The sequence below is a fragment of the Streptomyces sp. NPDC029014 genome (assembly GCF_055564695.1).
In genome coordinates, this window is record NZ_JBVHVT010000071.1 from 1 (window position 1) to 19,847 (window position 19,847).

Below are 19,847 nucleotides of genomic sequence, written 5' to 3' on the forward strand. Positions count from 1 at the left end.
CCCCCCCCCCCCCCCCCTCCCCCCCCCCCCCCCCCCCCCCCCCCCCCCCCCCCCCCCCCCCCCCCCCCCCCCCCCCCCCCCCCCCCCCCCCCCCGGCACCCCCACCCGCTCGCTCCGCACCCGACCCACCCACCCCCCTCACCGAGGAGAACCATGAACACCGTTCCGACGACCGCGAAGAGGCTCCGGGCCGCCGCCGCCCTCGCGTGCGCGCTGCTCGCCGCCGGGCTGGCCACGGCCACGTTCACGACGGAGGCCGGCGCGGCTCCCGCGGCCGGGCCGGACAGCGTCCAGACCCTGCGCAACGACGCGACCTCCGCCTGCCTCGACGACAGCGAGCACGGCATCCGCACGTACACCTGCCTGGCCAACGACCACCAGAAGTGGAACGTCCACCGGTGGGCCGACGGCACCCGCGAACTGCGGAACACCAAGACCGGCAGGTGCCTGACCGACGGCCCGGCGGGCCGGGTCGCGCCGTACCCCTGCGACAAGGCCGAGGACCAGAGCTGGTTCGTCCACCGCTACCCGGACGGGGCGGTCGAGCTCAAGAACCAGCAGAGCGGACTGTGCCTGGACGACAGCCCGGCCCACCACCTGCGCACCTTCCCGTGCGGAACCCACAGCCAGAAGAGCCCGTACCAGACCTGGCGCTGAGGGCCGGCGGCCGGCAGCACGGCGACGGCGCCCGCCCACGCGCGGTGGGCGGGCGCCGGTTCGGCACGCGGAAGGGTCAGCTCGGGGAGATCCTCCTGCGCCGGCGCTGCGCGTACACCGCCGCACCGCCGACCGCCGCCAGGGCGGCGGCCCCGGTGACGGCCACCGGCTGCCAGGACGCCCCGTCCTCCGGCCGCTCGGCAGCGGTCGCCGAGGCGGTCGCGGTGTTCGAGGTGCGGGCAGGCTGGTCCTGCGTCAGATCGGCGTAGCCGCCGGCCAGGCCCTTGCGGTCGTACTCGGAGCCGGGCAGCTTGTCGCCGTACCGGGCGGACACCAGCTTCTGGTAGGCGGCGAGGGTGAGCGAGCGCTTGCCGCCGAGACCGGTGTTCGCCTCGTCGTTGAGCGGCTCGACCATGCCGTCGGCGGTGAGCCGGTACCAGGCGTGGATCTGCGGTTCGGTGAAGACGCGGGCCTGCGGGGTGCCGCGCTCGGCGAGGCTGAGGTCCTTGTCCCCGTCCTGGATGCCGGCCAGCTGCCAGCCCTCGGCTCCCGGGCTCTGCGGGCTGCTGCCCGGCGCGGAAGGGCTTCCCTGGGGTGTGAGCAGGACGGAGGCGGGGCGGCCGTCGGAGGCGTTCACCCGCGAGGCCAGGTAGGAAAGCCGCAGCGCGGTCTGCGGGCTGCCCTGCGCCTTGCCGGCCACGAACTCGGGGCTGATCTCGAACATCGGCACCGGGTCCTTGAGGTCGAACCGGGGCGGCGAGGCGGCAGCGGCGGGCGCGTGGGCGGGGCCGCCCTGGCTGCCGCCGTCCGCGTGGGCGGGTCCGCCGGCCTGCCGGGCCTGCACCAGGAAGCGGGAGACGGTGTCCCGGACCTGGTCGCTGCGGAGGGTCTGCTGCGCGGACGGGTAGCCGGCGATGCCGTCGCCGTCAGCCCCCTGCGCGGAAACGTTTCCGCACAAGGTGGCGGCGAGTGCGGTGGTGGCCAGGACGGCAGCCCGGACCGCCGTGCGCCGGATGCGCCGCATGGTCTGCATGGTGTGCATGGTCGGGTCCTCTCGTCAGCCCTGGATGCCGACCCGGGAGTGGGTCCACTGGAACGAGTTGTTGTTGACGTAGGTGGAGTAGTTCCACCAGGTGTACGTCTGGGTGGTCTGCCACGGGTCGCCGACCGCGATCATGTTGGTGGCGCTGTCGTAGCCGTAGATGACGTTCATGTGGCCGCCGCCGCTGCGCCAGCCGAACCGGACGGCGAACGGCCGGCCCGCGGCTATCTCGCCCGCCGACTCGCTGAACGAGGCGTTGCGGTACAGGCTGCGGCCGCTGGTGCCGAGGCCCAGCTTGGCCAGGCCGTTGGCCATGTCCTCCAGGGTCGCCGGCTGGTTGTTGCAGTCCACCCACGTTCCCTGGGCGGCGAGTTGGCAGAACCGCTCCTGGGTGACGTTGCGGCCCCAGAACTTGGCGATGGTCACGCCCGAGGCGTCCCAGCACCACTGCGTCCTGACCTGCTTCTGCATGTCGATGTTCAGCGACTTCGCGGTCGTCGGGCCGGGGTTGGGCTTGGTCGGCTTCGGGTTCGGGGTCGAGCCGCAGACCGGCAGGCCGGTGGTGTTCTCGCGGATGAACGCGTCGGCGATGTAGTAGGAGCCGGTGGAGATCCACCGGTTGTTGTTCTCCACGGTGTCCCCGGTGGTGCGGCAGGACATCTGGATCCGGTCGCCGACCTTCGAGGAGCCCTTGACCTGGGCCGAGAGGGACGGCTGCGCCCGCTGGTTGACCGTCCGGTAGTTGCCCTGCCCGCCGTAGACGGTGCCGCTGACCGTGCCGGCCTGCGCGAGGGCGCCGAAGCCGAACAACAGGCCTCCGGAGAGCGCCGCGGTGACCGCGGCTATCAGCGCCTTCTTGCGGCGGGACATGCGACGTTTGTGCATCGTGCTCCTTGAACCGAGAGGGGGATGACCCGCGGGACTGCCCTGGGGTCACCCGTCTGTGCAGGCCGCTGCGGCCGGCGCTGCACGGCTGTTGCGCCCGTTACCCGGACGGGCTTCCGTGCCCGGGCATATCGGCGCTGCTTTCCTCGATTGGATGGGGTGCCGGGAATCCTGCCAGAGAGAAAGGGCGATTTGAACGAGGTTGCTCTACGCGCAAAGATGTCGCCGCTTCAACCATCGCGCGATGCTGAATGACGACCCGTCAATTCTGCTGCGAATGCGCTGAGTTGTGCGTGGTCGGGGCGCTGGTCCAGTCCATTCGCGCGGTTCAATCGCGCGCGGACTTTACGCGATCTTGACGGTGGGCAACCCCTTGTTGGATGGTCCGTCAAATAGCCGAATCGCCCAGCGTGCATGACGCGTGACTCTCCATGCATTTCCCGAAGCGAGGGCGGTCCGCTCTTTGTCGTCCGGCCGTCACGCGGCGGGGGCGGAGCGTGACCCGGCGTGCCCGCAGCGTTGAAGGGCGAGTGCGGGGATCAAGGGCGTCCTATCCGGACCTTAAGGGACGGATAACAGAAGGCCCGTGGCCCTTCTGCGGCCCGTTCGGGCCTCATATCGCCCTTAGGGTCACGGGTGTTGACCGAGGCACTTCCGATGCCGCCGCCGCACCGGCGGATCGGCTTTACCAAGAGGTTTCTGATGTCCCGAAAGCGAATTGCCCTGGCCTGCGCGGCCGTGGTCGTCGGGGTCGGCTCCGTCGTCATCCCCGTCGCCGCCAATGCCGGAGAGGAGGACGGCCTCGGCGCCGCCTGCCGCGTCGCGGACCAGGCCACCGTGTGGTGGGCGTCCGGCGAGGTCTCCCTGACCAACAAGGGGGACCGGCCCGTACGGGACTGGACCGCCGAGTTCGACGTGTCGCAGGGGCAGGTCACCCTCGACAACCCCTGGGCGTACGAACTCCGCCAGGACGGCAAGCACGTCACCGTGAAGCCGATCGCCGACCGCGCCGACGTGGCCGCCAAGGGCAACCGGGCCGTCAAGGTCGGGATCAACCCGGCCGGCAAGGCCATCCCCAAGATCACCGGATGCCGGGTGAGCAGCCCGTCGGGCAACGACGGCAACGGCAACGGGACCGACACCGGCACGAACCCCGCCGTTCCCGCCGACAGCGGCTCCTTCGTCAAGGACCACACCGCCGTCCACCTGATGTGGAAGCCGCCCGCCGGCGGAGCCGAGGTCGACCGCTACGAGGTCTTCCAGGACGGCAAGCAGGTCACAACCGTCAAGGGCACGATGGCGGACGTCGAGAAGCTCGCCGCCGCCACCCGCTACACGTTCAAGGTCCGCGCCGTCCGCACCGACGGCCGCACCACCGGGTTCAGCAAGGACATCGTGCTCACCACGCACGCGGCGCCCGGCCAGGACAAGGCGAAGCCGGTCATCCCCGCGGAACTGGAGGCGACGGCTTCGGGTCCGTACCAGGCCTCGCTGCGCTGGCACGCGGCGACCGACGACGTCGCCGTCACCGGCTACCGGATCTACCGCAACGGCACGCGGGTCCAGGAGGCGGACGCCAAGGCCACCTCGGCCACGGTCTCCGGCCTCACCGCGAGCACCGCCTACCGGTTCAAGGTCACCGCCGTCGACGCCTCCGGCAAGGAGTCCGAGCCGACCCGCGAGACGCAGGTGACGACGGCCGCGGCGCCCGACGGGAACGGCGGCACCGCCGCCCCCGGCGACTTCGCCGCCACCACCGCCACCAAGCAGGACGGCAACGTCACCCAGCACTACCTGAACCTCACGTGGTCCGTCCCGCAGGGCGTCGGCCAGATCACCACCTACCAGGTCTACCTGAACGGCAAGCCCGCCCAGACCTTCATGTGGGGCACCGGCGATCCCGTGCTGCCCGTGCCCACCACGAAGGGCTCGCGCGAAGTGCTCGTCGGCGCCCACCCCGGCACGACGTACACCGTGAAGATCCGGGCCCGGCTCGGCGACGGCAAGTGGGGTGCGTTCTCCCGCGAGCTGACCGTGAAGACCGGCGGCTGACCCCCGGCGCCGCCCCCATCCACCGCGCACGCCCGACCCATGACCAGGAGCGTCCCCCTCATGAGCACGACCCGCCCCACCCCCGGGCCCGTTCCCGCCGCCGCACCGGCCCCCGCCCCCGCCCCCGCGCGGCCCGCGGCCCGCCGCACAGGCGCCCTGCGCCTCACCTCGCTCATCGCCCTCCCCCTCGCCGTGACCACCCTCGGCTCCGCGCCCGCCTCGGCCCACGGCTCCACCGCCGACCCGGTGAGCCGCAGCGTGGCCTGCACCAAGAACCCGAAGGCGAGCGAGGCCTGCCGGCTGGCGCTCGCCCAGAGCCCCGGCATCCCGGGCGACTGGAAGTCGATCGTCCAGGGCCGGGCCATCGACCACAGCACCCCCACCTCCTCCCCGCAGCACCGCGCCCGCATCCCCGACGGCAAGCTGTGCAGCGCCGGCAACGCGCAGTTCTCCGGCCTGGACCTGGCGCGGGACGACTTCCCCTCCACGACCCTGCCCGGCGGCGCCGAGTACGACCTGCGCTACGACATCAGCGCGCTGCACAACCCGTACCGCATGGAGATGTACGTCACCAAGGACGGCTACGACCCGAAGAAGCCGCTGAAGTGGTCGGACCTGGAGGACACCCCGTTCCTCAGCGCCGACAACACGGCGGCCACGGCGGCGCCCGCGGGCTTCCTCGGCGCCAAGGCGTTCACCTTCAAGGCGGTGCTCCCGGAGAAGACGGGCAAGCACCTCATCTACACGGTCTGGCACGGTCTGAAGCGGCCCGACGGCTCCTTCCAGAGCGAGGAGGCCTTCTACTCCTGCTCGGACGTCACCTTCAAGTAGGCGACGCCGGCAGGCCACCCCCGAGCCCGGGCACCCCACCCCCTCACCCGGGCTCGGGGCACACTTCACCCGCCGCCCTCCGCGGACCAGCGCACGGCGCCGGTGCCGAGGGAGATCGCGGCCCGGGGCCGCATCGGCCCTTCGCCGCGGCGGGAGAGCAGGACGACCTCCTCCACCCGCGCCGCCGTGCTGCCCAGGCGGGCCGCGCACTCCTCGGCCAGGAGCCGCGGGTCGTGCGTACGGCCGAGCGAGAGGTGGGGCGTGAAGCGGGGGAAGCGGTCGCGGCAGCGGGGGAACGGCTCGACCAGGTCCCGCTGGAGGGCGGTCCAGGGAGCCGTACCGGCGGCGGCCGGGTCGAGCCACACGGTCGCGTACCCGCGGTGGCGGAAGAACCGCACCCCGCCGAGGCGGACGTCGAACGGCTCCGACGCGGCGGCCGCGGCGGCCAGCAGGGGCGCGGCCGCCGGGAAGTCGGCCTCCGGGACGAACCCGAACACGAGGTTCACGTGCGGGGGCCACCGCCGGATCTGGGGGTCGTGCACGGTCCGGATCTCCTGGACGGCCGGCCACAGCGCGTCCGGCGGAAGCCATGCCACGGCGCTGCGCGGCGTGGGCGCGACGTCGAGGAAGCCGGGCACGCCGGCGCTCACACCCCCGCCCGCGCCCGCGCCCGCGCCCGGATCCCGTGTCCGGCGGGAGGCGGCACGGTACCTGTGTTCACGTACCCACGCTAGACAGCCCGCCGGTTCGCCCCGTCCTTGGCTGCGGGACACGCCCGGGGATCACCCGCTCAGGGAGCGGACGCACCGCGGGCGAGTGCGGCGGGGCGGGCCCGTCGCACCCCCCCGGCGGGCGGGAGTCCGGACGGGTCTCAGGGGCCCGCGTTGAGCTCCGCGACGATCGAGGCGGGTGTGTGGCCGCTGCTGTCCGAGAGCCTGTGGAAGTCGACGGACACGTAGTTCGGGGTGCGGCCCCCCGTCGCCTGCCGGCACTGCTCGGCGATGCGGTTGCGCAGCTTGCTGCCGTTGTCGAGGGCGGCGGTGAGGACGGTGGGCACGTTGCGGTGGTGGCTCATGGTGAACAGCCGTCGGAATCCCGGCTCCTGGCGGTCCAGGGGGACGTCGGCCCAGCGGCTCACGCACGCGAGGTCGTTGCCCATGTCGCCGAGGCTCCAGTAGTTGCTGACCGTCCAGGACCTGTCGTACATGACACCGAGGTGCTCGCGGTCGGACCGGTCGGAGAAGATCAGCAGCCGCTTGCCGGCGGTGACCAGGTCGGCGACCTTCGGCCAGCCCTGCTGGCGTACGCGCCAGTCGTCGGGCCGGAACAGCAGCTCCGGCAGGCCCCTCACCCGGCCGAGGGACTGCTGGAGCTGCTCGGAGCTGACGTAGTCCTCCAGGAAGACGGTCACGACCTCCTGGGGGTGGGCGGCGAGGAAGTCCACCACGGTCTGCATCGTGCCGTGGAAGGACTGGCGCGGCAGGGCGTACGTGGCCCCGGCGAAGGTCTTGCAGTCGCCGTGGCACAGGTAGACGTCGGAGGGGTAGCAGTCGCTGCCGAAGCTGATGACGCACAGCCACGTGCTGCGCTCGTACCAGTGGGTGTCCAGGCTGAGGCCGCGGACCCCGTTGTCGAGCTGGTGGCGCACGGACTCGGCCTGGTTGACCGAACTCCAGCGGGAGTCCTCGTAGTTGGTGAAGGCGTTGTGGGTGGTGAGGAAGGCGACCTCGTCGAGGCGGCGCTCGCCCCAGCGGGCGGCGGCGGCCTCGGCCGCGCGGGTGCCCGCCGGGGCGGTGCCGGGGGAGGCGGCGGCGGGGGTGCGGGCCGGCGCCGAGGTCGGGGTGGCCGACGCGGTGGCGGCGGTCGCCGTGCCGAGGAGGGCCAGTAGGAGGAGGCACACCAGGGGATACCGGCCACTTCTTCGCGACCGCAGCATGTTCATGCCAATCATGGGGCGGAGGGTAGCGCGCCGACCCGTGATCCGCGCCCCCGCGGACCCGACCGGCCGAAACCCGCCGCCCGCCGAAGACACCGATCTTGGCGCGAGGGCGTGAGGGCGCGGGGGCGCGGAGGCCGGGGTGTAGGGGGCGGTGCGCTGGTGCGTGGCACCGAGTGGGGGGCGGGAGGACCTCTCGGCCCGTTCGAGGCGTGTGATCCCGTGCGCTGCGGGCCGGGCGCGGGCACGATGTGCATTCTTGTGTGTCACGCAGCAGAACCGGGCGCGGAGGCTCGCGGTGTGCGGTCCCGCCCGGCGATGGCCTCAGAGACTTCTCGGATGGCGCCACGAAGAAGGTCGCCGTAGGGATCCAGAGGAAGCTGGGGGGCGTGCTCTTCGGCCGCGTCGATGTGCTCGGCGGCGGCTTCGAAGGAGCCGAGTCGGCGGTAGTCGTCGGCGAGGTTGAGGTGCAGGGAGGGGTAGAAGCCGGCGATGTGGAGGCCGGCGTGGTGCTCCTGGACGCGCTGCTCGGTCACGGCGTCGGCAGCGTCCAGGGCCCGGACGTCCCAGGCCAGGGCCTGCGCGGGATCCTCGTGGAGGTCTGCCAGGTAGTGAGCCAGGGAGCAGCGGTGCAGCGGATCGCCGGTGACACCGATCGCGGCCCACAGGTTCAGGAGTCCTTCGCGGGCGGAAGGGACGTCACCGGCTCGGCCTACGGCGACGGCTCGGCCGATGGCTTCCATGGTGGGGTCGGGGCTGGCGGGTGCGGTCGTCACGGGGTGTTCCTCGTCGTCTCGTTCAGGCGGGGTGGTCGGCCTTGACGGGCATGGCCAGGGTGGTGAGATCACCGCGGTCGGCGGAGCGGATCGTGACGGGCTGGTCGTGTCCCCTCAGATCGAGCATCACCTCGGGGCCGATCGCGGTGCTCACGGCGGGGTAGAACGTGGTCAGCTCGAACCAGACCCGGAGGGCCTGCCCCGTCGACGTGGCCGAGAGCGGGATGCCGGGGTGTCCCTCGTCCGCTGACACGACGTTCACTCCGTGGTCGGCGACGTCCAGCCCGAAGCGCTCACCGGGATGCCCTTCCAGGGCCCTCAGAAGCAGATCCTTCGAGACCGTCACACGGGTGGTGACCTCCCCCAGTGACGCGAGCACCAGCCGAAAGTCGGGGAAGACCCCGGACAGCAACCGGCAATGCCGGTCCTCCCGGTCGGCCACGCGGAACCAGATCCCGTGCGGCACCGCTTCGATCCGAACCGACGAGCTGCGGCGGATCTGGGCGGCTGCTGCCCGCAGCTCGTCACCATCGACCGTGCCCGCCCACGTCTGCGCCGGTGGTTCAGTCGGCACCAGGGTTCGGGTGGAGAGCCGGTAGCGGTCAGTCGCGGTCAGGGTCACCGACTCATGGCTCGCCTCGATGCGTAGGCCGGCGAGTACCGGCAACCCGGGCTCATGTGCGGTCGCGGTCAGGACCTGCTCGACCGCATCCGCCAGCACGGGACCCTTCAGCGCCGCAATCGGAAGACCTGGCACCTCGCCGAGGACGGACTTGATGACAGCAGCCTTCTGCTGTGCTGCCACCGCGTCCCCGACGACCCTCGCGACATGCTCGTCGAGCAGCCGGGATGCCGTGTCAGCCCCGGAATCCAGTACCGCCCCGACACCGGCGAGGGGCATCGCGATCTCGCGCAGCTGGCGCAGCACGGTCGCCCGAGCCACCTGGTCAGCGCTGTAGTAGCGGTAACCCGAGACCGGGTCGACCTCGGCAGGGGGCAGGAGCCCGGAGTCGGCGTAGAACCGCAACGCGCTGGACGTCAGACCACTGCGCTGGGCGAAGACTCCGATCGGCATCAGATCATCATTCGGCACCGCGCCATCATCGAGCTTCAACCAACTCGAAGGTCAACACCGACGAGCGGCATCACCCCCGCATGACCGGCAACACCTGGGCCCTCTCTTGCGGATCACGTCGGACCAGCGGGCGGCGTCGGGGTGCCGGACAGTGTGGCGACCGGTCGGCCGGCCGTCATGGAACCGGACCCGGTGCCGGCCGAGCTCGTCCTGCCGCGCGAGGTCGCCGCGGGAATCCGGGCCGCGCGGTCGAGCGGCTGGACGCCCCGCTCCGACGGCTCGCCGTTCGAGCTGCGCCTCTCCGCCGCCGGCTGACCGGGACGGAGCGCCGGAGGGTCCAGGAAATGGTTTGCCGAGCCGGTGGCTGTGTGTCACCGTTCGGCCTGGACCGGAAGTTGATCATCGGCGGCCGGTCGACGTCGACATGTCGGCGGCCTCCCGGGGATCCACCGGAGAGGTGACGAAACGATGGGAACCGGTGCCGTGGGAAACAGTTACGAGGACGAGTGTCGCCGGTCGCTGGCCGCGGAGGAGGCGAAGAGCCTTGCCGGGACCAACGACTGGGAACATGTGGACAGGGAGCGGGTCCACCAGGACTGGGACGTCCTGTACCGGGAGATCACGGCTCTCCTGGACGGCGGCTCCCTGCCAGGGGACCAGCAGATCCAGGAGCTCGTCCGCAGGCACTTCGACATCGTCTGCCGGTTCTACACCCCCTCCAGGGAGGCATACGTCGGCATGTCGCTCTTCTACGCCGAGAACGAGGCCATGAGGGCGTTCCACGATTCCTACCACCCCGGGATGGTGGAGTTCCTGGGCGCCGCGATCAAGGTGTTCGCCGAGCAGGGGAGCGGGTTCGCCCCCAGCGCAGGGGCCGAGGCTTCGGCGTAGTCGGGCGACACGGGCCAGGCCATGCATGGGCGGGTGCGCCCGGACCGGGGTCCGGGCGCACCCGTCAAGGCGGGGCGGGGTTCAGGCCCAGGGGCTGTCGCAGCCCCTGGGAGGAGGAAGCAGACCGTGCAGCAGGGGCGGAGTTACCGATATGTCGGTCCGGTCGAGCTGACGGCTGTGGTCCGGCCTGGCAGCGGCGGGTGCCGGATCAGCTCGACAGCCGCATTCAACGACTGGATCTCTGGGCGATCGGTGGCGGAGCTGGCCGAGCCGTTCACCTTCGTGGTCGGCACGGACGGTGTGCTCCGGCTGGCACCGCGACGGAGCGAGCACGTCGCCTGTGCCGAGGGAGCCATGGTTCTGAGTGCCGGCGAGATCGGCTTTGCGCGCGAGGCGGACCGGTGGGCCGTGCGCGAGGTCAGCAACCAGTCCACCGGGTACTGCCCTGACATCGGCTCCTGGCCGGAAGTCGCTCGCGCTCTGGACGAAGTAGGGCTCGAACGGCCTTCCGGCTTCACCCACGAGGTGGTGTTCCGGCGGTGCCCCGACTGCGAGGAGCTCACCATCGTGCGTGAGGACGACTTCGTCTGCGTCTTCTGCGGGAGCGATCTGCCCGCGGCGTGGAACGTGGATCCCGCTGCGTGAGACTGCGATTTCCTGCCGGTCGTTGAGCGCACCTTCCGCGTCGGCCAGGCAATGCACCTAGGGCAGGGGTTCGCCGCGGGCGGTGAGCCAGAGTGCGTACCACTCCTCGTGGTCCAGTTCCGGCAGCCGGTCGACCGCCTGGCGGCAGGCCCGGATCCGTGCCGGATCGGAGGTGCCGATCACCGGTGCGATCCGCGCAGGGTGGCGCTGGAGCCACCACAGCAGCACCGTCTCCGGGGTGACCTGTTTGTGTGCGGCCAGCGTGGCGAGCAGCTCCGCGGTCGCCTGCTCCTGCGGGGTCTGCGCCCGCCCGGTGAACCGGCCCTGCGCCAGTGCTCCCCAGGCCTGTAGCCGGATGTCGTGGTCGCGGCAGTGTTCGAGGGTGCCGAGGGGGAAGCCGTTGGACGCGGCGGCGGGGGTGTTCAGCAGGACCCCGGCCTCGACCCAGTCGCGCCGGTGCAGGCTCATCTCCAGCTGGTTGACGACGAGCGGCAGGTCCAGCCGCGCCTGGAGCGCCGCGATCTGCGCCGCCCCCATGTTGGACACTCCGAACCGGCGCACCAGGCCCTGGGCGTGCAGCGAGGCCAGGGCCTCGGCGACCTCGTCCGGATCCGCGAGCGGGTCCGGCCGGTGCAGCAGCAGGACGTCGATCACGTCGGTGCGGAGCCGGGTCAGGCTCTCCTCGACCCGGCGCAGCACCGTCTTGCCCCGCAGGTCGTAGGTACCGGGCCGTTCGCCGTCCGCCAGCCGGATCCCGCACTTGGTCTGGATCGTGACCCGGGCGCGCAGTCCGGCGTCCCGGGCCAGGAGTTCACCGAAGACCGCCTCGGACTTGCCGTGGCGGTAGATGTCGGCGTGGTCGAAGGTGGTGATGCCGATCTCCAGGGCGGCATCGACCGCCGCCTCCGCGGCCGCGATCTCCGCGGGCCCGTACGGCTCGGGCCCCCAGGTACCGCCCAGTCCCATGCACCCGTACACCGGCCGGCCCGCACTCGCGTTCGTCTTCCTCGTCACCCCCCGACCCTACGGCCTCCGGACGGGGCGTGGGGCGGGTCAGAAGGTGTAGCAGGGCGGACGGGGAGACGTGGGGGACGGGATGTCGTTGTCGTTGCGGAGTTCGTAGAACTCGCGTTCCGGGGCGGCCTTGAAGGTGCGCAGGGCCTCCGGGGTGATCAGCAGGCAGAACGGCTTGGTGATCGGGGTGCGGCTACTGGCGCGGTCCAGGACGAGGGCGCCGTCGTACCGGCCCGCCCTCAGGGTCCAGTCGGAGCTGTCGAACAGGAGCGTCGGCTGCTGCGGCTTGTCCTGGGTGACCACCAGGGGGGACGGGTCGGCGGTGCGGTCGTACTTCAGCTGGTTGGACGCGAAATCGTAGTTCCACGCTCCGGATTCGTTCCAGCGGAACCGTGGCCGGCCCTCCTTCGGGGCCGCTGCCTTCAGCCGCAGCCGGACCGCGGTGATCACCTCGACGTCCTCCGCCCGGAACCGCGTGGTGATCGTGGGCTGCACGAACAGGTGCACCGTGCGATGCGGTGCCCGGGGCTCGATCCGCACCAGGTGCGGCAGGGCCACGGACACCTTCGGCGCCTGCTGCAACTCGGCCAGGTTGAACAACGAGATCCCCAACGCCACGAGGCCCGTCAGCGTCGCCGTCCACACCTGCGCCGCTTCCAGACGCCCGCGCCGCGGCCCGTCGGCCGCCGGCTCGGCAGTGGTCGTCATGGGGCGAGTCTGCCGCCGACCGTGCGGGCCGCGGCCGCGGCGCACCGGAACCGGCGGTGCCCTTTCACCCGAACCCCGGCCGGTCCGCACACCTCCGGCCGTTCGTCAAGCCACGACTTCCAGGGGCGTGACGGGGGGCGCGCCCCGGGGCGTACTGGAAGTACCCCTTCCGGCTTCTCCCAGCAAAGGAGCACACCATGACCCACCGCTTTCGAACCAAGCGTCTCGTCCTGTTCGCCGCCTCGGCCACCATGGTCGCGGGAGGTGCGCTGGTGCCGACGACCGCATTCGCCGCCACCCCTGCGACGTCGCACACGGTCGCCCTGCCCGGCGACGACGTGGGCGACGGCAACAAGTCCACGCTGCTGTTCCTCGGCGAGCCCGACCACGCCATCCGGGTCGTCCCCTACAAGGACGCGCCGGGTAAGGGCGGAGCGGGCAAGAAGAGCGACGGCAAGTGGGGCAAGAAGCACCCGGGCAAGGGCGGCTCTTCCGAGGACACCGGCGTGAAGACCCCCAAGGGGACGGACTGGCAGTGCATCACCGCCCCCTGTGGTCCGCCCGACAGCGTCCACACGGAGGTCCTGCACCATGACTCCGAGGGCACCGTCGTCCCCACCGGTACCTGAGGCCCCACTGCGGCGCCGTTCCCCCGTGAACGGCGCCGCAGCCGTACGGGGCCGCCCCGCCGCCGACCGACCTGACTGATCGGTCCCCCGCTTGTGGGGCGGCGGCGGGGTCGCCTGCCAGCATGGCGATCATGACTGAGAGTGCATCTGTACATCCGGTTCGCAGGATCTTCGACGGCCGGAACGATTTCGACAACCCGGCGCTGGCGCGCGAGGAGGGAGGGGCCCCGACCGGCGACGCGCTGGTCGACGGCACCTACGACACCCTCGGTGTGACCTGGGACTTCTTCCGCACGGTGTACGGGCGCAAGGCCATCGACGGCCGGGGCGGCCCGGTGGAGGCGGTGCTCCGCGGCGGGGAGCCGGGCGCCACCTGGCAGGGGTCGCGCATCCTGCTCGGCGGGGGTGACGCCCCCGCGCCGCTGGACGCGGTCGCCGCGCAGTACATGATCGGCGTCATCCAGCACACCGCCGAGCTGGAGTCCTACGGTCAGCCCGGCGCGCTCGCCGTCTCGCTCGGGAACGTCTTCGGCCTCCTGGCCAAGCAGTACACCCTGAAGCAGGGCGTCGAGGAGTCGGACTGGCTGTTCGGGCAGGGCCTGCCGGCCTCCGGCGAGGCGGTCGGCTCCCTCGCGGACCCCGCGCGGTTCAAGCAGGTGGCCCACATGACGGAGTACGACGAGACCGTCGACGAGGACGGCGGTGTCCACGTCAATGCCGGCATCGCGAACCGCGCGTTCCACCTGGTCGCGAACGAGCTGGGCGGCAACGCCTGGGAGCGGGCCGGGCGCATCTGGTACAAGGGCCTGATGGGTTACGCCTCCAGGACCACGAACTTCTCCGCGTTCCGCTTCGCGACCCTCGGCGCCGCCCGTGAGCTGGACATGCCGGCGGAGGTCGTGGCCCGGGCGTGGACCGAGGTCGGCGTGGACCGCTGACCGGTTCCCCATCTCCCGCGGGGCAGGGCTCCGACCGCCGGGTGTGGCGGTCGGGGCCCTTTCGGCACCGGCCGGCCGCGTGAGCCCGACGGGTCCGTCGGCCCGATGGGCGCGTCAGCCCGGCGGGTGCGTCAGCCCGACGTGCCCGCAGGCGCGGGGGCCGCGGGTGTCGTCCTGCGCAGCACGCCTATCTTGTCGATGCGGTGCTCGGGGTTGCCCTGTGCGTCGCTCCAGTAGTTGCCCGCGGCGTGGTCCTCCGGCGTGGCGCACGTCGAGATCGTGATCATGGCCTGGGCGGGTGCCTGCCCGGGAGCCCCGGGGACCGCCGCACGCTGCTCGGCCAGCGAGCGCTCCGACCGGAAGGACGTGGAGCGGGTCGCGACGATCTCGTACGTGTGGACGACGCCACCCGCGGTCACCAGGACCGTGTCGCCCTCCTTCACCGCCGCCAGCCCGTGCAGCGGCCCGCCGGCCGACATGCGGTGGGCCGTGACCAGGAAGTTCCCGACCCGGCCGGGGCCCACGCCGCCCCGCTCCCCGTACGGGCTGGCCGCGTGGCCGCGGTCCTGGATGCGGGTCCCGGAGGCGTCGTCCGTCGTGCCCTCGTACGGCTCCACGCGCAGCCCGGAGACGCCGATCGACGGGATCGACAGCAGGGACGGCGCGGGCGGCTGCGACGCCGGGCCCGCAGCGCTCGCGGCCGCGGCTGCGGTCGTCCTGGCGGGGAGCGCCGTGGTGGGGGCCGCGGCGCGCGCGGAGGCTTCGGGGGCGCAGGCCGCCAGCAGGACGGTTGCGGCGCCGGCCACGGCAACGGGTACGGCGCGGGGGAGGGAGGGCAGGAAGGGCAGGGGCATGGCGGGTGCGTTTCCTGTCGGTGGGCCGGGCCGTACGGCATGTGGGTGACCCGGTTCGCCGTGCCAGAGTGACACACGCGGCGCGCGGTCCAGAAGTGCTGCGGACTGTGACGTCCCCGCCGACCCGGGTCAGAAGGCGTTGCGGCGACGCAGCCGCAGCGGGCGGCCGTCCGGGTCCACGAGCAGATGGTGCAGGGGAGTGGCCAGGGCCCGGGCCGTGGGAGCCAGCTCCGGCGGGCGGTAGCTGCGGAGCCGGCCGGGCGGGCGCGGTCCGCGGCAGCCGTCGGCGTACCAGGCGTCCAGGTCGGCCGCGGCCGAGGCGAAGGAGTGGAAGGCGGCGACCGGGTCGCACAGGGCGTCGTCGGCGGTGGGCGCCCCGCCGCCCGCGTCCGGCACCGCGTCCGGCACCGGATCGGGCGCCGCGTCCGGCACCGGATCGGGACCGAGGTCGAGGTGCTCGCGGGACAGCTCCAGACGGAGCCGGCGGGCGAATCCGCGGGCGCCGTCGCCGAGGCCGCCCGGGTCGCGGGGCTGACGCGGGTCCGGGGTGTCGTCCAGGACGACGCAGCTGAGCTCGGAGTCGTGGGTCCACGAGCGGAGGTTGATGTTGTCGGAGCCGACCGACGCCCACACGTCGTCGATGACGCACACCTTCGCGTGCACGTAGACGGGAGTGCCGGCGTGGTTCTCCAGCCCGTAGACGGCGACCCGGGGGCCGCCCGCCCGGCGCAGCCGGTCCAGGGCGCTGATCCGCCCGATCAGGTTCATGGGAAGGGTCAGCCGGCCGTCCTGCTCGGGGAGCGAGGGGATGACCGCGATCAGCCGCAGCCCGGGGTTGACGCGCAGCGCGTGGGCGAAGCAGGCCACGACGCGCGGCGACCACAGGTACTGGTCCTCCAGGTAGATCAGGGAGCGGGCCCGGCGCAGGGCCTTGAGGTAGCCGCGGGCGATGCTGCGCTCGCCGTCGGGGGCGAAGGGGTAGCCGCGCAGCAGCCGGTTCGGGTAGGTGCGCAGCACCTGGACGGTGTGGGTGCCGCACGGCTCGGGGTCGGGGCCCTGCGGCGGCAGGCGGTCCGCGTCGGTGTCCTCGTGGTGCAGGAGCTCCCTCAGGCGGGTGACGGGGCTGCGGGAGAGCGGTGAGGGATCCTGCCAGCGCTCGCGGAAGACGGCCTCGACGTCGCCGACCACCGGCCCGCGCAGGGCGAGCTGCACGTCGTGCCAGGGCGGGTGCGGCCCGTACGCCCCGGCCATCGGCACGGCCTGGGGATCACCGAGGTGGCTGCGGTCGTCGTTGCGGTTGTGGCACAGGTCGATCCCGCCGACATAGGCGATGTCGAGCCCGGGGCGGCCGGGGTGGCGCAGGACGACCATCTTCTGGTGGTGCGAGCCGCCGGGGCGCACCCGCATGTCGAGGAGGCACTCGCCGCCGGCCTCCTCGATCTCCACGCCGAGGTGCAGGTTCTCCGTCTCGCTGAACTGCAGGCGGTCGAGGTGGGAACGCCAGACCAGGCCCTTGACGATGACGCCGCGCTCGGCGGCCCGGGCGAGGACGGCGCCGACCTCGGTGCCCCGCCGGTGGGCGCCCCCGTCCCGGCCGGGGTGGTGCCGGCCGAGACGTTCGTCGGGGTCGCCGCGCCAGTCGGTGAACAGGAGCAGGTCGCCGGCCCGCTGGGCGTCGATCCGCTCCAGCAGCTCCGCGAAGTACGCGGCGCCGTGCACCACCGGTCGGACGTCGTTCCCGTCCGACCAGGCGGTGCCCCCGGGCCGGCGGCGGTCGAGGCGCGTCGCGGGGTTGCCGCGCTCGGGCGGGGTGAGCAGCCAGTCGGTCCGGTTCATGGCACGGGTCCTCCGTACCCCTTTCTACCCGCGCCGGGGCGTTCCCTCCCCCGGGCGGGGCGCCGGACACCCCTGGTGGCGGCCCCGCCACGCGGAGTCCCTCGGGGGTGTCCGGCGCGGACGCCGTCAGGCGCGGTCGAAGCGGTCCAGCTCCATCACCTTGTGCCAGGCCGCGACGAAGTCGTCCACGAACTTCCGCCCGGCGTCGTCGCTCGCGTAGACCTCCGCGAGGGCGCGCAGCTCGGAGTTCGACCCGAAGACGAGGTCGGCACGGCTGCCGGTCCACTTGAGCGCGCCGGTCGCGGCGTCGCGGCCCTCGAAGGTGTGCGCGTCCTCGGAGGTCGCCTTCCACGTCGTGCCCAGGTCGAGCAGGTTGACGAAGAAGTCGTTGGTGAGGACGCCGGGCGTCGTCGTGAGGACGCCGACGGACGTCTGCTGGTGGTTCGCGCCCAGGACGCGCAGGCCGCCGACGAGGACGGTCAGCTCGGGAGCGCTCAGGGTCAGCAGGTTCGCCTTGTCGAGCAGCAGGTACTCGGCGGGCAGCCGGTTGCCCTTGCCGAGGTAGTTGCGGAACCCGTCCGCGGTCGGTTCGAGCGCGGCGAACGACTCGACGTCCGTCTGCTCCTGCGCGGCGTCCACGCGGCCCGGCGTGAACGGGACGTCCACCTCGAAGCCCGCGTCCGCGGCCGCCGTCTCGACGCCCGCGTTGCCGGCGAGGACGATCAGGTCGGCGAGCGAGACCTGCTTGCCGTCGGCCCGGCCGTCGTTGAAGGCCTCCTGGATGCCGGTCAGGGTCCGCAGCACCGCCGACAGCCGGTCGGGCTCGTTGACCTCCCACCCGCTCTGCGGCTGGAGCCGGATGCGGGCGCCGTTGGCGCCGCCGCGCTTGTCGCTGCCGCGGAAGGACGAGGCCGCCGCCCACGCGGTGGACACCAGCTCGGAGACGGACAGGCCCGAGTCGAGGATCCGGGACCTGAGGTCCGCGACGTCCCCGGCGTCGACGAGCGCGTACGTCCGCCCCGGCAGCGGGTCCTGCCACAGCAGCGTCTCGGAGGGGACCTCGGGGCCGAGGTAGCGCACGACGGGGCCCATGTCGCGGTGGGTCAGCTTGAACCAGGCCCGGGCGAAGGCGTCGGCGAACGCCGCGGGGTCCGCCAGGAAGCGCCGAGAGATCGACTCGTACACCGGGTCGAAGCGCAGCGAGAGGTCGGTCGTCAGCATCGTCGGCGCGTGGCTCTTCGACGCGTCGTGCGCGTCGGGGACGGTGCCGGCGCCGGCACCCTCCTTCGGCCGCCACTGCTGCGCGCCGGCGGGGCTGTCGAACAGCTCCCACTCGTAGCCGAAGAGGATCTCGAAGAAGCTGTTGTCCCAGGCGGTGGGGGTGTTGGTCCAGACGCCCTCGAGGCCGCTGGTGATGGTGTCGCCGCCCTTGCCGGTGCCGAAGGAGTTGCTCCAGCCGAGGCCCTGCTGCTCCAGCGGGGCGCCCTCGGGGTCGGCGCCGACGTGGTCCGCCGGGCCGGCGCCGTGGGTCTTGCCGAAGGTGTGGCCGCCGGCTATGAGGGCGACGGTCTCCTCGTCGTTCATCGCCATCCGGCGGAACGTCTCGCGGATGTCGCGGGCCGCGGCGATCGGGTCCGGGTTGCCGTTCGGGCCCTCCGGGTTGACGTAGATCAGGCCCATCTGGACCGCGCCGAGGGGGCTCTCCAGCTCCCGGTCGCCGGTGTAGCGCCGGTCGTCGAGCCAGGTGGTCTCGGGACCCCAGTACACGTCCTCGTCGGGCTCCCAGACGTCCGCGCGGCCGCCGCCGAAGCCGAAGGTCTCGAAGCCCATCGTCTCCAGGGCGACGTTACCGGCGAGGATCATCAGGTCGGCCCAGGACAGGCTCTGGCCGTACTTCTTCTTGACCGGCCACAGCAGGCGGCGCGCCTTGTCGAGGTTGGCGTTGTCCGGCCAGCTGTTCAGCGGGGCGAAGCGCTGCTGACCGGCACCGGCGCCGCCGCGGCCGTCGCTGATCCGGTACGTGCCCGCGCTGTGCCAGGCCATCCGGATGATGAACGGGCCGTAGTGGCCGAAGTCGGCCGGCCACCAGTCCTGCGAGGTCGTCAGCACCTCGGCGATGTCCCGCTTCACCGCCGGCAGGTCGAGCGTCCCGAACGCCGCGGCGTAGTCGAACCCCTCGCCGAGAGGGTTGGCCACGGCCGGGTTCTTGGCGAGGATCTTCAGGTTGAGCCGCTCCGGCCACCACTGGCGGTTTCCGCCGCCCTGAGTCGGGTGCGGGGCCCGCTCGTGCGCGACCGGGCAGCCTCCGGCGCCTTCAGTCTTCGCGTCCACGACGATTGCTTCATCGTTCTCAGGCATGGGAATCCTCGGAATCCTTCCGGACTGGGTGGACCACGGTGCTCGGGAACTGCGAGGGGTGGGGCAGGGGCAGCGGCGGGCTCCTTCGCCGGGACCGGGTCTCGCCACCGTCACGCGCTCTCGCCGCCGCCGTCCTGTCCCTTGGTTGTCGCCGGAACTGATCCTACGATGGACCTAGTCCAAGTCAATGCGGCAACCAAATCTGTACGGATTCATTGGTCGAACGAGGCGCGTTTAGGCTGGTGGGGCATGAGCGACCTGGTGAAGCGGCTTCGCGGACGCGGCTGGCGGATGACGGCCCAGCGCCGGGTGGTCGCGGAGGTACTGGACGGCGAGCACATCCACCTCACGGCGGACGAGGTGCTGCTACGGGCCACCGCCCGGCTGCCGGAGGTCTCCCGCGCGACCGTCTACAACACCCTCGGCGAGCTCGTCGCGCTCGGTGAGGTGGCCGAGGTGACGACGGACGGCCGCGCGAAACGCTACGACCCCAACGCGCGCCGTCCACACCAACACCTGGTGTGCTCCGGCTGCGGCGAGATCCGCGACGTCCACCCGGCCGGCGACCCGCTGGCCGACCTGCCCGCCTCCGAACGGTTCGGCTTCACCGTCACGCGGGCCGACGTGGTCTACCGGGGCCTGTGCCCCGCCTGCGCCAGGGCCGCCGGGGCCGCCGACGCCGCCGGGCCACCGTAGCGGCGCTCCCGCCCGCGCCACCCG

The 19,847-nt window shown here is 72.5% G+C and carries 20 protein-coding genes; 9 read left to right on the forward strand and 11 right to left on the reverse strand.

Annotated elements, in window-relative coordinates; genetic code table 11:
- Positions 1 to 153: 153 nt before the first annotated feature.
- Positions 154 to 657 (forward strand): RICIN domain-containing protein, encoded by a 504-nt coding sequence (locus ACZ4VL_RS30530; protein WP_468206289.1) that lies wholly within the window; start codon positions 154 to 156, stop codon positions 655 to 657.
- Between the two features lie 76 nt (positions 658 to 733).
- Here the strand turns inward: ACZ4VL_RS30530 and ACZ4VL_RS30535 are convergent, their stop codons facing one another.
- Complete coding sequence (locus ACZ4VL_RS30535; protein ID WP_468206291.1) at positions 734 to 1,699, reverse strand: hypothetical protein; 966 nt, start codon at positions 1,697 to 1,699, stop codon at positions 734 to 736.
- 15 nt (positions 1,700 to 1,714) lie between these two features.
- A complete protein-coding gene (locus ACZ4VL_RS30540; protein ID WP_468206294.1) occupies positions 1,715 to 2,584 on the reverse strand; it encodes a papain-like cysteine protease family protein in 870 nt (289 codons plus the stop codon).
- Positions 2,585 to 3,286: 702 nt separating this feature from the next.
- Between ACZ4VL_RS30540 and ACZ4VL_RS30545 the strand changes: the two genes are divergently transcribed.
- A complete protein-coding gene (locus ACZ4VL_RS30545) occupies positions 3,287 to 4,636 on the forward strand; it encodes a fibronectin type III domain-containing protein (RefSeq protein ID WP_468206297.1) in 1,350 nt (449 codons plus the stop codon).
- A 60-nt stretch (positions 4,637 to 4,696) separates the two neighbouring features.
- A complete protein-coding gene (locus ACZ4VL_RS30550) occupies positions 4,697 to 5,467 on the forward strand; it encodes a lytic polysaccharide monooxygenase auxiliary activity family 9 protein (RefSeq protein WP_468206300.1) in 771 nt (256 codons plus the stop codon).
- A gap of 65 nt (positions 5,468 to 5,532) precedes the next feature.
- Here the strand turns inward: ACZ4VL_RS30550 and ACZ4VL_RS30555 are convergent, their stop codons facing one another.
- From ACZ4VL_RS30555 to ACZ4VL_RS30570, 4 genes are all read right to left on the reverse strand, one after another.
- Positions 5,533 to 6,117, reverse strand: a complete 585-nt coding sequence (locus ACZ4VL_RS30555; RefSeq protein ID WP_468206303.1) for a 2'-5' RNA ligase family protein — start codon at positions 6,115 to 6,117, stop codon at positions 5,533 to 5,535.
- Between the two features lie 221 nt (positions 6,118 to 6,338).
- A complete protein-coding gene (locus ACZ4VL_RS30560) occupies positions 6,339 to 7,418 on the reverse strand; it encodes a PI-PLC domain-containing protein (RefSeq protein ID WP_468206306.1) in 1,080 nt (359 codons plus the stop codon).
- Between the two features lie 251 nt (positions 7,419 to 7,669).
- Positions 7,670 to 8,179 carry a hypothetical protein gene (locus ACZ4VL_RS30565; protein WP_468206309.1) on the reverse strand — a complete coding sequence of 170 codons (510 nt, stop codon included), beginning with the start codon at positions 8,177 to 8,179 and terminating at the stop codon, positions 7,670 to 7,672.
- A gap of 22 nt (positions 8,180 to 8,201) precedes the next feature.
- Positions 8,202 to 9,272 carry a DNA polymerase III subunit beta family protein gene (locus tag ACZ4VL_RS30570; protein ID WP_468206371.1) on the reverse strand — a complete coding sequence of 357 codons (1,071 nt, stop codon included), beginning with the start codon at positions 9,270 to 9,272 and terminating at the stop codon, positions 8,202 to 8,204.
- A gap of 135 nt (positions 9,273 to 9,407) precedes the next feature.
- Between ACZ4VL_RS30570 and ACZ4VL_RS30575 the strand changes: the two genes are divergently transcribed.
- The 3 genes from ACZ4VL_RS30575 to ACZ4VL_RS30585 all read left to right on the forward strand — a co-directional run bounded on the left by ACZ4VL_RS30575 (position 9,408) and on the right by ACZ4VL_RS30585 (position 10,790).
- Complete coding sequence (locus tag ACZ4VL_RS30575) at positions 9,408 to 9,569, forward strand: hypothetical protein (RefSeq protein WP_468206312.1); 162 nt, start codon at positions 9,408 to 9,410, stop codon at positions 9,567 to 9,569.
- Positions 9,570 to 9,737: 168 nt separating this feature from the next.
- Positions 9,738 to 10,145, forward strand: coding sequence for a TipAS antibiotic-recognition domain-containing protein (locus ACZ4VL_RS30580; protein WP_468206315.1), 408 nt, complete (start codon positions 9,738 to 9,740; stop codon positions 10,143 to 10,145).
- A gap of 126 nt (positions 10,146 to 10,271) precedes the next feature.
- On the forward strand, positions 10,272 to 10,790 hold the full coding sequence (locus ACZ4VL_RS30585; RefSeq protein WP_468206318.1) for a hypothetical protein: 519 nt from the start codon (positions 10,272 to 10,274) through the stop codon (positions 10,788 to 10,790).
- A gap of 57 nt (positions 10,791 to 10,847) precedes the next feature.
- Here ACZ4VL_RS30585 and ACZ4VL_RS30590 read toward each other — a convergent pair whose 3' ends face one another.
- Together ACZ4VL_RS30590 and ACZ4VL_RS30595 are read right to left on the reverse strand one after the other, a co-directional pair.
- Positions 10,848 to 11,804, reverse strand: a complete 957-nt coding sequence (locus ACZ4VL_RS30590; RefSeq protein ID WP_468206321.1) for an aldo/keto reductase — start codon at positions 11,802 to 11,804, stop codon at positions 10,848 to 10,850.
- 39 nt (positions 11,805 to 11,843) lie between these two features.
- Entirely contained in the window at positions 11,844 to 12,512 is a 669-nt protein-coding gene (locus ACZ4VL_RS30595) for a hypothetical protein (protein WP_468206323.1), read from the reverse strand.
- A gap of 197 nt (positions 12,513 to 12,709) precedes the next feature.
- On the opposite strand from ACZ4VL_RS30595, the gene ACZ4VL_RS30600 reads away from it, so the two are divergent.
- Positions 12,710 to 13,141 (forward strand): hypothetical protein, encoded by a 432-nt coding sequence (locus ACZ4VL_RS30600; protein ID WP_468206326.1) that lies wholly within the window; start codon positions 12,710 to 12,712, stop codon positions 13,139 to 13,141.
- Between the two features lie 131 nt (positions 13,142 to 13,272).
- Entirely contained in the window at positions 13,273 to 14,079 is an 807-nt protein-coding gene (locus ACZ4VL_RS30605; protein WP_468206329.1) for a M4 family metallopeptidase, read from the forward strand.
- A gap of 131 nt (positions 14,080 to 14,210) precedes the next feature.
- Here the strand turns inward: ACZ4VL_RS30605 and ACZ4VL_RS30610 are convergent, their stop codons facing one another.
- From ACZ4VL_RS30610 to katG, 3 genes are all read right to left on the reverse strand, one after another.
- The gene (locus tag ACZ4VL_RS30610) at positions 14,211 to 14,933 is read right to left on the reverse strand and encodes a sortase domain-containing protein (RefSeq protein ID WP_468206332.1); all 723 of its coding nucleotides are present in this window, start codon (positions 14,931 to 14,933) and stop codon (positions 14,211 to 14,213) included.
- A 129-nt stretch (positions 14,934 to 15,062) separates the two neighbouring features.
- Complete coding sequence (locus ACZ4VL_RS30615) at positions 15,063 to 16,769, reverse strand: phospholipase D family protein (RefSeq protein ID WP_468206335.1); 1,707 nt, start codon at positions 16,767 to 16,769, stop codon at positions 15,063 to 15,065.
- Between the two features lie 126 nt (positions 16,770 to 16,895).
- Positions 16,896 to 19,127, reverse strand: coding sequence for a catalase/peroxidase HPI (gene katG, locus ACZ4VL_RS30620; RefSeq protein ID WP_468206338.1), 2,232 nt, complete (start codon positions 19,125 to 19,127; stop codon positions 16,896 to 16,898).
- Positions 19,128 to 19,376: 249 nt separating this feature from the next.
- Here katG and ACZ4VL_RS30625 point away from each other — a divergent pair, with 249 nt between their 5' ends.
- A complete protein-coding gene (locus ACZ4VL_RS30625; protein WP_468206341.1) occupies positions 19,377 to 19,823 on the forward strand; it encodes a Fur family transcriptional regulator in 447 nt (148 codons plus the stop codon).
- Positions 19,824 to 19,847: the final 24 nt, after the last annotated feature.